This window comes from Xanthocytophaga flava, from assembly GCF_030068545.1.
GTDB classification, from domain to species: Bacteria; Bacteroidota; Bacteroidia; order Cytophagales; family 172606-1; genus Xanthocytophaga; species Xanthocytophaga flava.
This window is the reverse complement of sequence record NZ_JASJOR010000024.1, coordinates 118571-134707: the sequence shown is the minus strand read 5'-3', so window position 1 is coordinate 134707 and position 16137 is coordinate 118571. Positions and strand designations below refer to the sequence as shown.

Annotated in this window: 4 protein-coding genes; all 4 read left to right on the top strand. The window is 39.2% G+C overall.

The features are described 5' to 3' along the window. The first annotated feature begins 47 nt into the window (after positions 1-47). The 4 genes from QNI15_RS28255 to QNI15_RS28240 all read left to right on the top strand — a co-directional run bounded on the left by QNI15_RS28255 (position 48) and on the right by QNI15_RS28240 (position 15990). Positions 48-11360, top strand: a complete 11313-nt coding sequence (locus QNI15_RS28255; RefSeq protein ID WP_314034993.1) for an Ig-like domain-containing protein — start codon at positions 48-50, stop codon at positions 11358-11360. A 215-nt stretch (positions 11361-11575) separates the two neighbouring features. After that, entirely contained in the window at positions 11576-12370 is a 795-nt protein-coding gene (locus QNI15_RS28250; protein WP_314001323.1) for a hypothetical protein, read from the top strand. Between the two features lie 277 nt (positions 12371-12647). Beyond that, positions 12648-13520, top strand: a complete 873-nt coding sequence (locus tag QNI15_RS28245; protein ID WP_314034991.1) for a Cbp1 family collagen-binding glycoprotein adhesin — start codon at positions 12648-12650, stop codon at positions 13518-13520. Between the two features lie 319 nt (positions 13521-13839). Next, a complete protein-coding gene (locus QNI15_RS28240; protein WP_314034989.1) occupies positions 13840-15990 on the top strand; it encodes a protein-disulfide reductase DsbD family protein in 2151 nt (716 codons plus the stop codon). Positions 15991-16137: the final 147 nt, after the last annotated feature.

Below are 16137 nucleotides of genomic sequence, written 5' to 3'. Positions count from 1 at the left end.
TAACAATCAATCCTGTAAACAATCTGCCTGCAGCTGGAAATATTACAGTGACAATTGCTTCTGGTGCATTTTCAGATCTGACAGGTAATGTTTATGGAGGCAATAGTTCAGATGCATGGAGCTTTACAATAGATAATACAGTTCCGGCTTTGATCACTTCTAGTTTGTCTCCTACAAACAATGCAACCAAAGTAGCTGTTAATGCTAACCTGGTGTTTCGTTTATCTGAAAAAACACAGAAGGGAACAGGAAATATTGTGATTAGAAACGGATCAACAGTGGTAGAAACTATAGCTGTGACTGCCTCGAATGTAACAATCACTAACGACAGTATTGTAACCATCAATCCTACCAGTGATTTTCCATCTTCTGGAAGCATAAGTGTGAGTATTGGGGCAAATACATTCGAAGATTTAAGTGGGAACAAATTCGCTGGTTTTTCAAGCTGGTCATTTCAGGCCGCCGATATCATAGCACCTACTTTAGTAGCCAATAGTTATAGTCCTGCTAATGGAGCTACGAATGTGGCTGCTGATGCTAATCTGGTTTTTAGACTCTCTGAAAAAGTACAGAAAGGAACTGGCAACATTGTGATTAAGCAAGGTAGCACAGTGTTGGAAACTATTGCCGTAACAAGTGCATTGGTCACAATCTCTAATGACAGTATTGTGACGATTAATCCGGTGAACAACTTTCCATCTTCAGGCAGTGTGAGTGTTGAAATTGCTGCTAACACATTTGAAGATGTAAGTGGAAATAAATTTGCAGGTAATACTACTGCTAACTGGACTTTCCAGATTGTCGACTACATAAATCCTACTGCCATTTCTTATGATCCTGCTGATGGTACAACGGGTGTTATGCCTACTGCTAAATTAAGGATTGTATTTAGTGAAAAAGTAAAAAAAGGGGCGAGTGGAACGATTGTCTTAGATAAAGGGTCTGTTAGTCAGGGTATTCCCGTTACTGGAAATGCTGTAGTAGTACAAGATAGCATTGTAACCATTACTCCACCACTGGTATTGCCTGTTAATACCTATGTAAGTGTTCAGATTACATCAGGAGCTTTTCAGGATCTGGCAGGCAATGCCTATGCTGGAATTCCTGCGAGTGACACTACTACCTGGGGATTCAAAACAGTTTCAGATACTATACCACCTACTTATACACAATTACAGCCATTGGATAATGCTACCAATGTAGCTGCTAACGCCAAACTGGTTATCACATTTAGTGAGAAAATAAATAAAGAGTCAAATGGTTCTATTCTCTTAGTCTCTTCTTCTGGTGACTCACAGACTGTGCCTGTCAACAGTTCCAGTGTTGTAATCAGTGGTACCAACAGTAATATTGTCACAATTACGCCTCCTAAGGCTTTTAGTTCTGGTGCTACTATATATGTGTTAGTAGTTCCTGGATCATTCTCGGATGATGCAGGAAATGCTTTTGCAGGGATTACTGATGCTTCCAAATGGAATTTCAAAGTTGCAGATACTCAGGCTCCTACTCTAAGTGATACGAACCCGTCCAATGGCGCAACCAATGTAACTGCGAATACAAGTCTGGTGATGACATTTAGTGAGCCTATTAAGAAGGGAACCGGAAATATTACCGTTTCACAAGGTACTGGAAATCCAACATTGACTATTGATGTCACAGATAGCAAGGTTACGATTACAAACAATACGGTTGTGATAACCTTGCCTTCTGCTTTGGTTTCAGGAGCTACGGTCTCTGTACAAGTTCCCGCTACTGCATTTGCAGATCTTTCAGGAAATGTTTTCTCTGGTATAGCTTCTGGAGCATGGAAGTTTACAGTGGCAGATACACAACCACCTGTACTTGCTGCCAATGGATTAGATCCTGCTGATAATGCTACCAATGTTGCCCGTAACAAAACATTGAAAATTACTTTTAGTGAGAAAGTTCAAAAAGGAGCTGGGTCTATTATTATTTCTGAAAATGGAATTCCAACCAGCATCGCAATTTCTAATTCCAATGTGACCATTGCTGATAATGTGGTTTCTATAAATTATTCAGCAATTAAGTCTGGTGGATTTGCTTCTGGGGCTTCTGTATTTGTTTTGGTGCCTTATGGCGCCTTTGCCGATTCAACTGGTAACTTCTTTACAGGTATTTCAAATACAACAGACTGGAACTTTACAATTATAGATAATACCAAACCGAACTATACTCAATTATCACCTGCGAATACTGCAACGAATGTTGCTTCTTCCTCTAACTTGGTTATTACCTTTGGTGAAGCTGTTAAAGCTGGTACCGGAACTGCCAATAAGATTAAAATTTATCAGGTAGGTACTTCCAATCCTATAGAGACCATCTCTGCCAACACGACAAGTAAAGTACTGATTACAGGTAATACGGTCACAATTCTAAACAATGCTCTTCCAACTTCTGGAGTTGAAATCTATGTAACCATAGATGCAGGTGCATTTACGGATAATGCAGGCAATGCTTTTGATGGTATTTCTTCTGCTACAGAATGGCGATTTAAAGTAGCAGACGGCAAAGCCCCTGCTATTTCCACTCTTAACCCTACAAACGGCAAAGGGAATGTAGGAGTAAATGATCCATTGATTATTGTGTTTGATGAAGCTATTCAAAAAGGCACATCTGGTAAAATTTTGTTGTTCTCATCCAAAAATGCTAATCAGACTGTTGATATAAGTCAGGTGACATTAACAAATGCTACTACTGCCAGGATCCCTCATAGTAGCTTTTTGTCAAATGATACTATCTATGTATTGATATTCCCTGGTACATTTAAAGATTTGGCAGGCAACAGCTTTGAAGGGATTAGTAATGATCAGACATGGCGATTTACTACTGCAGATATTGTTGCACCGGAAATTGCTTCTTTGAGTCCGATTACTACTGCTTCAGGAGTGGCAGTAAATACCAATCTGGTTATTACTTTTAATGAAGCTGTAAAGAAATCGGGTACAGGATCATTTTCTATTTACCAAACCAGCAATAATACGTTGTTGCAGACTATATCTGTAGCTGATACATCTTTGCTACAAGTAAATGGAAGTGTTGTTACAGCTAAGTTGAGTGCTAATCTGCCTACAGCAATTAGTGTCTATGTACTAATAGATAATGGTGCATTCACAGATCTGGCCGGAAATGCCTTTGCAGGAATAAAAGATCCGGGTAAATGGACATTTACTACTATTGACACCAATGCGCCAGTCATTACTGCTTATTCACCAACGCTGGGGGCAACCAATCAACCCACCAATACTAACTTAAGCTTTACCTTTGATAAAGATATTCAGATTGGTAGTGGCAATATTCGATTAAAGGTTACAGGTATAACCAATGATGTGGTCATTCCTGTTTCAAATTCTGCTGTATCAGTTCGGAGTGATAAACGAATTGTGGATGTGATTCTATCCAGTTTCTTCCCTAATGGTATTCCTTCCGGAGCGACTGTATCTGTTACGATGGATGAAGGTACATTCGTGGATCTGGCAAATAATAATAAGTTTGCAGGAATTGGCAGTGGAAGTCCATGGAAATTTACAGTAAATGATGTTATTCCTCCAACTCTGAATACCTTTACTCCTACAGACAATTCAACTAATGTCTCTGTTAATACTACGCTGAAGCTGACATTTTCAGAAACAGTCAAAGCAGGAACCGGGAAAATATCCATTTATCAGCAAAATAATTCCACACCGATAGTAACGTTAAATGCCAGTTCGGGTAGTGGTTTGCCAGGTAACACTATTACGTATACACTACCAACTTTGCCTTCAGAAACATCTTTGTATGTTTTGATCGATGGAAAAGCATTTACAGATCTGGCTAACTTGCCTTATGCTGGTATCAGCAGTACTACAGTCTGGAACTTTACGACTGGTGATATTACTGCGCCTACGGTAAGGACATATTCCCCAACACCTGGAGAAACGAATGTAGGTGTTAACAGGGAGTTAGTACTTACATTCAGTGAACAAGTAAAAAAAGGAACAGATGGTGATATCACTATAAACAATGGTGGTGAGATACAACGTATCAATATCAACAATGTTATATTTGGGACAACTGGAATTGTAACATTAAACAGAAGCTTCTCATTCAAATCCGGGCAGAAAGTATATATATTGATTCCGGAGGGATTGATCACCGATTTGTCTGGAAACAGTTATGCTGGAATAACCAGTGATACAGTCTGGTCATTTACAGTTATTGATAATGAAAAGCCTACTATTGAGTCACTTTCCCCAACGATCGGATCAACTAATGTAGCACCCGCAACAACACTAAGTATTACGTTCAGTGAGCCTGTCAAACAAAATAGTGGCACGATTACTATTTTACCTCAGGGGAGTATTACTCTTCCTAATGCAGGTATTGTTTTCTCTGATGATAAACGAACGATTACTATTCCTCATGCTAACTTTACTGCAGGGACAATAACCGTAATTATTCCTGCTGGAGCATTTACGGATTTGGCAGGAAATGCATTTGATGGTATTAACAACTGGAGTTTCACTGTAGCAGACGTAATAGCTCCTACTGTTCAGACAACAGATCCAAACAAGAATGAGACCAATGTACAGCCTAATGTGACTATACTTGCTGCATTTAGTGAGGCGATCAAGAAAAATACAGGTAAGATTACTATCGCACCAGCTGGAGGTACTACTCAATCCATTGATGTCACCAGTAGTCGGGTAACCATCATTGGGCAAAATACCATCTCTATTCAATTACCACAAAATTTACCTTCAGGAGCTAAAGTGACAGTGACTATACCGGATGGGGCATTCCTGGATGTAGAAAACAACCGATCTGTAGGGTATCAGTGGAGCTTCACAGTGGCAGATGTAGAAGCCCCTGTCGCTACACTTTCACCTGTTAATGAAGAGAAGAATGTAAGTAGAAATAAACTACTCACTATGACTTTTAGTGAGGATGTAGTTTCAGGAGAAGATACAATTAGCGTGTATGTAAATCAGGTTAGAAAACATATAATCCCTGTGAGTACTCTGACTCCTGTAGGGAAGATTGTTACTATCCCGATTTCTGGTTCATGGCCATCTAATGCCGATGTATATGTATTGGTACCAGCTGGAGCATTTAAAGATGCTTCCGGAAATAAGTTTGCTGGAATTACTACTTCCACAGGCTGGCATTTTACTATTGAAGATTATATCTTCCCAACCATTACTGACTATTCTCCTCAGAATCCTCCGGATGCACCTGTAAATTCCAGCGTGACACTTACGTTTAATGAGGCCGTGAAGACAGGTGCCGGAACGATAGTACTAAAGCCTGCTTCAGGATCAAGTCAGACAATTGATGTGACCAATACTGCCAAAGTCAAAATAACAGGAAATACAGTAACCATTGATCCGGATGACTTTGGCTCTAATTCAACTATCGAAGTAACAATACCAGCAGGCGCATTTACTGATCTGGCTGGAAATGCATTGCAGAATGCCAAAGTATGGACCTTTAAGGTAGTTGACACTGATGTGCCTTTTGTTAGGGTATTTTCACCTGAAGACGATTCTACCAATGTATCGGTAAACGCATTGTTGAAGCTAACATTCAGCAAGCCAGTAAAGAAAAATACAGGTACTATTCGTGTGGTTGTTAATGGTACAGCGTATCCAATTCCTGTGAATGATGCAGCCGTTAGCATTTCTTCTGATAATAAAACTGTAACCATTAATCCATTCACAAGTAATCTTCCTTCATTCCCATCGGAAGCTTCTGTATATGTTACGATGCCTGCCGGAGTGTTTGTGGATTTAAGCAGCAGCGCCAATCCTTATTCTGGTATTTCCAGTCAGACTACCTGGAACTTTAAAATAGTTGATATTATAGCTCCAATAGTGAAAACGCTTTCACCGGACAGACAAACTACAGGTATAAAAATAGATGAAGTGATCTCAATTACATTTAGCGAAAGTATACGGATCGGTTCTGCTACAGATACAATTACTATTACACAAAGTACTGGTAAGGTAGAGAAGATTTCTGTTACAGATGCTAGAGTTCAGATTAGTGGAGCTGTGATGAAAATTTCGCATACAACACTTTTTGATTCTGAAGCTACAGTTACTGTTCAAGTACCTGCTTCGGCTGTAGAAGATTTATCTGGTAATCGATTAACAAGTCTGATTGGTTGGAACTTTAAGGCTGCTGATATAATCAGGCCAACAGTTGATAGATTATCTCCAACACCTGGACAGAGTGGTGTTGCTACAACTGCACCATTGATTATGATTTTTAGTGAGAGAATTAAGAAAGGAACAGGCAAAATCATTCTTACAGAAGTTAGCAATCAGCAGGGGAACCGTACAGAGACTATGTCTGTATCCAACGATTCTGTACAGATTACTACTATTACCGTTGGAAATAAAACGGTATCACAGGTGTCAATTCTACATAAGGAGTTCTTGTCAGGTGCTACTGTAAGTATACTTATGTTTGATGATGTATTTACAGATCTTGCTGGTAATACGTATGGCGGACTAACTACAGCAGATAGCTGGAAATTCTCAGTTTCGGATGTAGTGCTCCCTTATATTGCCAACAAAACTCCTGAAGATGAAGCTACCCGAGTTGCATCCAATACTGAAATGGTCATTAATTTCTCGGAAGCTATGAAAAGAGGTAAAGGAGAAATTAACCTGTTTTTAAAAACAACCACTGGTACTACAGGACGGGTTATCAATGTGACTGATACCAATCTGGTAAGGATGAAAGATGGAGAATCTACTGTGATAATTCGTCAGTCAACAGCTTTCCCTTCCAATGCTAGGGTAACAGTATATATACCTGATGGTGCGTTTACCGACCTGGATGGAAATGCTTTTGGACTGAAAGATACCTCTGCGTGGAACTTTACAATAGTAGATTACACCAATCCAATTGCTCTGACATTAGATCCGCTTAGTACCGCATCAGATGTTGGTCAGGATAAAATACTAAGTATTACATTTGACAAGCCTGTAAAACCAAATATTGGATTTGTACGAATCTTTAGAACCGGTGTGGCAGATGCCTTATATACTATTAATGTGAAAGATGCAACACAGGTATCAATTAACTCTTCAAACCCGAATCAGATATTAATCAATCCAGGGCCTAATGGTTTGCTCCCTTCTGGCAGTACATTGTATGTAACTGTTGATGCTGCCTCTTTTGTAGACTTTAGTGGAAATGAGTTTCTGGGTATAGGAGTAGATACCTGGAAATTTACAGTTCGAGATGTGATACCTCCTCGGATTGTTACATACAGACCCGTCAGCGGAACACAAAATGTGGCACCTGATACTCCGTTAGAGCTGACCTTTTCAGAAACAGTGAAAGCTATTGCTAACAAACGTATTTATGTTTATGTTAATGGTGTAGTTAGAGATAGTGTGCTAGCTACAGCAACACAGATTACCAATGGTACAAAAGTGACTATTCCGGTGAGGTCCTTCAACTCTGAAGACAAAGTATACATTCGTATGCCTGAAGGAACTTTTGAAGATTTGGTTGGAAATAAATATGCAGGAATCAATGATGCTTCTACCTGGAATTTTACAGTTGCAGATGTCAATGCGCCTACTGCTACTGCCTTTATACCTACTCCTGGCAGTACATATGTTAAGATAGATGCTGTTCTTTCTATTACATTTAATGAGGCAATTAAGAAGGGGGCAGGCATCATTCTTCTAAATGAAGTAAGTAGCACTCTTTCCACAACACAAACTATTGCTGTGGATGACCCGGCTGTAGTGATTGCTGCCAATGGGAGAACTGTATACATTACCCCACCGGATGGGTTACCTTACAAAAGTAATATCTCTGTTCAGATTCCTTCTGGTACATTTATGGATCTGGCTGGCAATGCATATAAAGGCGTTAACTCTGAAGCTGCTGATAAGCAATGGAACTTCACTACTGTGCCACCTCCAGACAATGATCCTCCTTTAGTGAGTACTCTTTCACCTAGAGACAATGCTGTAGATGTGCCTCTGAACTCTCAGTTGATTATGAGTTTCAATGAACCCATCTTTAATAATCAACAGGGAACCCTCACTATAGGAACGCAGACATTAAATTTTAAAGATGCGGGTTCTTATCTGAAATTTTCGAATAACCTTCAGACAGGATCTTATATACTGACTATAACACCTCCTGCAAAATTACCTCCTAATACAAATGTCTCCGTACAAATTAGCAAAGGTTCTATTGTAGATAGTGTAGGGAATCAATTCGCAGGATATGTAAATGATCAGGAGTGGAACTTCCTGACTGCTGACCCTTCGGATACCATTGCACCTATTGTTCAGATACTGGACCCGGATGATGGATCTTCCAATGTAAAAGTCAGCCAGAATATGAAAATTGTATTCTCAGAGCGTATTCGTAAAGGAAAAGGGAATATCATTATTAACAACAACAGTGTGGAAAGTGTAATTCCAGTGAGCAGTTCACAAATTACATTGAATAATAATATAGTAACAATAAATCCGGATCACGATCTGGCTCCTGGTGCTAACGTGAACGTAATTGTTCCAAGTGATGCCTTTACAGATTTAGCTGGTAATCAGTTTGTATACAAAAATAAAGCTGGTATTCCTGACCCTCAAGACTGGAACTTCAGTACGTTGAACAGTACTGTAACAACTATGCCTTCTGTAAAACAACGTATACCCGATAGTGGTGATACAGTAAGTGCTAACACAGTACGACTGACACTGATATTCGACAGAAAGATGAAGAAATATGAAGGAGTGATTCGAGTTATTGTAAATTCTACTGTTAATACAGTTGATGTAGAAGGCTCTGGTGTTGAAGTAGATGCCAGTGATTCTGCAAAAGTCTACATCAACTTCCCATCAGGCTTCCCTGTCGGTGCTACTGTAAAAGTTATTATTCCTTCCAGTGCTTTTGTCGATACTAATGATAATAGCTTTGCTGGTTTTAGTGATAGCGATCCATGGACATTCTATATTGAAGACAAGGATCCGCCTACTGTAAATGCGTATTCTCCTGAAGTGGGTGCCCCAAAGGTTGCTTATAATACCAATTTGATTGTGACTTTCAATGAACCTATTAAAATTAATGAAAGTCTTAAAACCACTGCGAATGTGACTATTATGCAGAATGATGCTGCTTTGTATCGTATTTCATTTGGTAGTAACCAAATAAGTGTTGTTAATAATATGCTTATTATTAACCCTTCAGGTGATTTACCAAAAACAAGTGAACTGATTTCTGTTCTGATAGATCCAAATAGTATTACAGACCTTTCAGGTAATCCATTTGCAGGTATTACTGATAAGAGAATATGGTATTTTACATCAAGTGCTTTCATTGATGATATTCCTCCTGGACTTATATCCTTAAATGCACTGGACCCAGCTCCTAATGTAAAAGGTGTAAGCCGGACTGCTATCTTAAAGGCAACTTTTACAGAACCCATTCAGAAAGGAAAAGGCTCTGTTACGTTGGTTGTTGATGGAGTTTCTACTGTACTTGATGTAAGTAGTTCTCAAATAACTACTGCAGACAATCAGTTAATTATAAAACCATCTAGTGCATTTGAACCGTTATCTAAAGTATATGTTCTGATTGGAAATGGGGCTATAACAGACCGGGCTAACAATGCCTATACAGGTATTTCTGATCCTACATCATGGAGTTTTACAATAGAACAGGCTCCTCCGGTGGAGTTGACTGCCTCAGAAGAAGAGTTGCTTGTTCCGGATACTGTTGCTGCTATGGAGGTACAGGCTCAGTTATCACAGAGATTACCTGGCATTAGTGGAAAAATGTATTATCGTGGAATTACAAGTGCTGATACCACTGCCTGGCAAACTCAGGATCTGACTTTACAAGGTCTGTCTTTTACAGGTACAATAACCCGTGAAATGATAGATCCGGATAAAATCGGATTAGAATATTATTTTGAGCTTACATTTGATAGTACACTTAATAGTAATCCTTCTCAGACTACTATTTTGTACGCTTATCATAAGTTTACAAAATCTGGCCGCTTGTTCTCTGAAGGAGGAGCTTTGAAAGCTGGAAGCAAAACAAAAGAATATGACATTTTATCTGTACCTCTCGAACTTGAAAACACAGATATAAGTGCGGTGTTTAGAGATGATCTGGGGCTCTATGACATTAAGAAATGGCGGATCTTCCATTATAATACCGAAACTATGGAGTCACAGGAATACCAGAATGGTTTAACCCAAATCGAACCTGGCCTGGGGTATTGGTTTTTGTCCAGAAATCAGGCTGGAATAGATACACTGGATACAGGACCTGGTACTACTGTACGTCGGAACCGAACCAACTTGTTCCCGATCTTTCTGACCAGAGGTTGGAATCAGATTGGTAATCCGTATCGTTTTGATGTTTCCTGGGATGATGTACAAAGTGCCAACAGCAGTCTGGATACAACAGTGCAATTGTTTACATATGATGATGGATATCTCAATAGTACAGTGTTGCCTAAATACAGAGGAGGATTTGTATTTGTGGATGAAGATACTCGTATTGTGGTTCCAACAACATTAAATCAGGCCATCAATAGTGGGCGGACAAGCTCTGAAGTAAAATCAGCCTTTACTGAGGGCGCATTATGGGAAATCAATTTTGCAGTGAAGGCAAATGATGTTTCGTATAATCTTGCAGGTTTGGGTATGCATGAACGGGCTGCTGTTGGAAAAGACAAATTAGATCGCATTGCTTTACCTCGTTTACCTCAGTATCTGGATATTCGATTTGAACACCCGGAATATTTTGCCAAGTACTTTACCAAAGATATGGTACCTGTGAAGGAAAACTTTATCTGGGAATTTACTGTTGGTTCAGGGTTGGGAACTCAGGATGCTACATTCTCATGGACAAACAAATTGCCTGAGAATACCGATAAGAAGTGGATCTTATTTGATGTACAGCAAAACAAAGTGATAGACCTAACATCCTGGACAGAGTACAAATTTAAATTGGGTAAGTCAGCTCTATTCCGGATGTACTATGGCACAGCCGAATACATTCAGGAAAATTTGAAGCCTGAGTTTGGCTCTTTAGGCCAGATTTATCCAAATCCGTTCCATCAGACTACTACTATTCCATTTGCTCTGGCTGAATCAGAACAGTCCTACCAGGTTCGGATGGACATATATACCATTACAGGGGTGAAAGTTACCAGTCTTGTGAATGGTACATTTGATACCGGTTTGCATGAAGTTACCTGGGATGGAAAGGGAAGTGATGGAAATCGGGTAGCGGCTGGTATGTATATATGCCAAATGGAAGTAATGAGTGTAACCGGTAAGGCTGTATATCGTAAAAAGGTTATCATACAATAATATAAGCGGGGTTAGAAAGCTTGATGATCCCGCATAATAGTTAGTTTGCAACACTTTGGTTATAAACGACGCCAGAGTGTTGCAAATTTTCAGGCTTACATACAATAAATGAGTATAGAATCCGTACCATATAGAACCCTATCTTCAAAAAGGAGATAGCCACGACAACCTGCATGAAAATTTATTATCTATTTATACTAATACTGGTCACTTTCATGGAAAGACTGCACGCGCAGACTGTTAGTGGGAAAGTTGATAATGTTGTGGTCAGTGTTGGAAAAGATCGGCCAGCAGGAAAGCCTGCACTAGTTTATACAAATATTATGTATAAAGATGAAAACAGTAATCAGTTGCTGGAAGCTTGGGAAAAAGGAAGCATTTCATTTACGATAAAGAATACTGGAAGAGGTACTTCTCAGCGTTTGATTATAAGTGCTGAAACTGCCAATGCAGATGAAGTCAAAGGATTGGTTTATCCTACAGTAATACAGATTGACTCAATGGCTCCTGGCAAACAGAATACTGTTAGTATTCCAATAGAAGGAAGCCTTAATCTTTCAGCCGGCATTGCAACGGTAACTGTAATGATCCGGGAAGAATACGAATATGATCCCGATGAGATTACACTGGATATCACAACTGACGAGTTTAAAGCTCCTAAGTTACAGATTACTGCCTATCGGTTAGATGCTGAACAATACCTGAACCTGGCCAATGTACCTGTTAAATTACGTTTGGTTCTGCAAAACAAAGGTCAGGGACCCGCATCAGATACACGTCTGGACATTTATTTACCTGACTATGCTAAACCTACAGATCGTCCTGCTTTTGTACTAAACAATATTGGACAATCTGAATCAAGAAATATAGAATTTAACTTTTCTGTCAGGGCAGACAGACTAATGGATGAGATACCTGTAAGAGTTGTTGTTATTGAGAGGCACCAGAAATATGGCTTGGATACGATCTTGAAACTACGGGTAAATACTATATCTGGAAATAGAAAATAATCCTGACCAATCCGAAGCTTTCCTATTGAAAGAGTAGTGTTTTTGCTACTCTTTTTTATTTATATTACATCCTGATATACAAAATTGTATACTCTTTAAAAAATGAGAATTGCTTGAAATGAATGTGTTATTTTCTGTAGCTAGGCTATGCATATAATTATTTGCTTTTGAATATTTTCAAAAAAAGTATTTTCTTACATGAAGTTTTCTCTTTTTAGGAAAATAGTTACATGTTTAGTTTCTCAAATTAAAACACAAAGATCTGCTCTCACTCACTATGAAAAATGTATTCTTACTAGTAGTCACTGTATTTGCTGCTTTTGCCTGTACTACTGTAAAAGATTCTGAGGATTATAGACAATTGGCCGCACGAACTGCTTCTTTGGAAGAGCAGATTAGGGATAGAGAAAAGGAAGTTGAAGAAGTGACTGCCTCCATTGGTAAAATTGATAGCAACCTCATGAAAATATCCGAACATGTGGAGATTATGGATGGCGTTAAACTTCGTGAGATGGTTAAGAAACCAGGTGAGATTGATCTGATGATAACAGAGATTGGGGATTATGTAAAACAGAATAATGAAATGATAGCTACGCTTGAGAAGAAAGTAAGTGAATCTAAGACTATCAATTCCGGATTGAAAACTATGATCGCGATGAAAAATACGCAGGTAGAAGAGAAAGAGAAACAAATTCAGGAATTATTGAGTACAATTGAGAAAATGCAACAGGACTTTCATGGACAGCTGGCAAGCCGCGATTCAACCATTGCCAGAGTTCGGAATGAAATTAATCAGACTCAGGTACAACTGGAACATACTCAGGAAGATGTGCGAATAAAAGAGGAGGAACTGAATACCGGATTTGTTACCTTCGGTTCGAAACAGGAACTGGCACAGAAAGGGGTGATTCAATCAGGAGGAAAAGTTATTCTTAGCAATCAGCTGGAAGCAGAGGATTTCACTCCTGTAGACATTAAAAGCACAAACGAAGTAAAGATTGGGGTAACCAAACGACAGAAGTTAGTGACTTCACATCCAACAGATTCTTACTACTTTATTAAAACAGATGGAAGTACCTATCTGAAAATTGTAGAACAGGAAAAGTTCTGGAGTGTATCCAAATATCTGGTAGTCTTAACGGAGAATTAAATAATACTATTATTTTAAATAATTTGAGATCCTTCTTGCCTGAGTAAGAAGGATTTTCTTTTTAATAGGGAGAGGCATTCTCATAATTGAATGGTTATTCCATAAAAAAGGAACCAGAGACAAGACAAGAAATGTTGCAAAATATAAGCTTGTATGAGATATTAAATCTACAGACACCCGGTGATACATTAGTTTACATAGTCAGTGTGAGTCAAATGTATTTGTGAATGAGATGTCAGAAAGCTTAGTGTGATGTTATATATTTGTCGTTTACTTTAGAAGAACCCAATTGCTGTTTATATTCAACAACTCATCATCAATGAAACCTCGTTTTTTAGTATTTTTCTTTTTAGTCGCTTATAGCTGGTGCCAGGCGCAGATTGAACGTCCGGTTACCTGGGAATTTACAGCAAAAGCAACCAGTGCACAGGAGGCTACACTTACATTCACAGCCACTATCAAAGAAGGCTGGCACGTATATTCCCAGTTTATTGAAGATGGTGGGCCTGTACCTACATCCTTTACGTTTACTCCTTCTAAGGATTATCAATTGGTGGGAAAAGTTGAAGAGAAATCGACTCCGATCAAGGCGTTTGATAAAACCTTCAATATGAATATTACCTGGTTTGCCAATAAAGCTGTATTTACTCAGAAGGTTAAACTTAGCAAAGCAACCAAGGTACAAGGTTCGCTTGAGTTCATGGTATGTGATGATACAAAGTGTTTACCTCCGGACCAGGTAGAATTTGCCATTGCTGTAGAACCTTTGAAAGGTGCTGAAGAAAAAACTGCAGATACAAAAACAACTCCTGAGAAAGCTGCTGCTACTATTGCGAAAGAAACAGAAACCAGTACCCCGGAAAAAAGTGTCGTTACAGAAAGTCAGACAGATACTGGTACTGCAGTAACTACAGAACCTGCAAACGGTGAAGCAACTGGTTCATCAGAGCAAGTAGTAGAAAGCCAGCCTGTGCAACAAACTCCGGCAGCAACTGTAGGATCTCCACAGGAACAATCCCTCTGGATCACATTTGTAGCAGGTTTGCTGGGTGGGTTTGCTGCCATTCTGATGCCTTGTATTTTTCCATTACTACCCCTTACTGTAAGCTTTTTTACCAAACAAAGTGGTTCCAGAGCCAAAGGGATTCGTATGTCTTTGTTATATGGTATCTCTATTATAGTTATTTATGTATCACTCGGATTGCTGATTACCATACTATTTGGCGCAGATGCTTTAAATGATCTCTCTACCAACGGTATTTTTAACTTTTTCTTCTTTGTACTGCTGGTGGTATTTGCAGCCTCTTTTCTGGGAGCTTTTGAGATTGTCTTACCTTCTTCGTGGGTTAATAAGGCTGATATGCAATCTGAAAAAGGTGGCTTATTGGGAATATTCTTTATGGCTGCTACCCTGGCATTGGTTTCATTCTCCTGTACAGGTCCTATTATTGGTACTTTGCTGGTACAGGCTGCTTCCATGGGACAATTGCTTGGACCTGCTGTAGGCATGTTTGGATTTGCTTTTGCACTGGCCTTGCCTTTTACTTTATTCTCTTTGTTTCCTTCCTGGCTGACTTCTTTACCAAAAGCAGGGAGCTGGCTTAATACAGTAAAAGTAGTGTTGGGATTTCTGGAGTTAGCTCTTGCATTGAAATTTTTATCCAATGTGGATCTGGCTTATCACTGGGAATGGTTTGATAGAGAAGTATTTCTGGTATTGTGGATTGTAATTTTTGGTTTGCTGGGTTTATACTTGTTAGGCAAGCTAAAATTATCGCATGATGGAGAGCAAACTGGAATCTCAGCTGTCCGTTTGTTTTTGGCGGTTGTGACGCTGGCATTCAGTTTATATATGATCCCTGGTCTGTGGGGTGCTCCATTGAAAGTAATTGCAGCCTTTTTACCTCCTCAGCATACACAAGACTTTGACTTATATACAAATAGCTTAGGGGGAGGAAGCCAGCCTGCAGTAGCTAGTCATGCACCTCGTAAATACAGTGAAATATTCCATGCTCCTCTGAAGCTCGATGCATTCTTTGATTATGACGAAGGAATGGCTTATGCCCGTCAGGTAAACAAACCCGTTATTATTGACTTCACCGGACATGCCTGTGTCAACTGCCGGAAGATGGAAGCAACTGTATGGCCGGATATGGCGGTGCTAGGGCGGTTACGAGAAAAATATGTGTTGATTCAGTTGTATGTGGATGATAAGACCGAACTCCCTGCTGCTGAACAATATGTGTCTAAATTTAGCGGAAAGAAAGTGAAAACCATCGGTAACAAGTGGAGTGATATGCAGGCAACTCGTTTTAATGCCAATTCACAACCTTATTATGTGTTGCTGGATGCACAGGAACAGGTATTAGTTACACCACAAGGCGCCAATTATGATGTGACAAACTTTGTAAATTTTCTGGATCTGGGATTGAAGAATTATTCAGAAAAGAAAATCGCCAGTCTGAAATAGGGTCAAAATGATCTTTTATAAGAAAGCCACATGTATTGTATTACATGTGGCTTTTTTGTGATATACCGATTGAATCAGTTATACTATAGTAAATGATCTGATTCGTTTGCAAATCCAATATGTAACAAATTAGTTAATTGAATTTAC

What these genes read in the sequence shown, in the direction of transcription:
- QNI15_RS28250 (WP_314001323.1), top strand. Translation starts at nt 11,576, where the DNA reads ATGGAAAGACTGCACGCGCAGACTGTTAGTGGGAAAGTTGATAATGTT.
- QNI15_RS28240 (WP_314034989.1), top strand. Translation starts at nt 13,840, where the DNA reads ATGAAACCTCGTTTTTTAGTATTTTTCTTTTTAGTCGCTTATAGCTGG.
- QNI15_RS28245 (WP_314034991.1), top strand. Translation starts at nt 12,648, where the DNA reads ATGAAAAATGTATTCTTACTAGTAGTCACTGTATTTGCTGCTTTTGCC.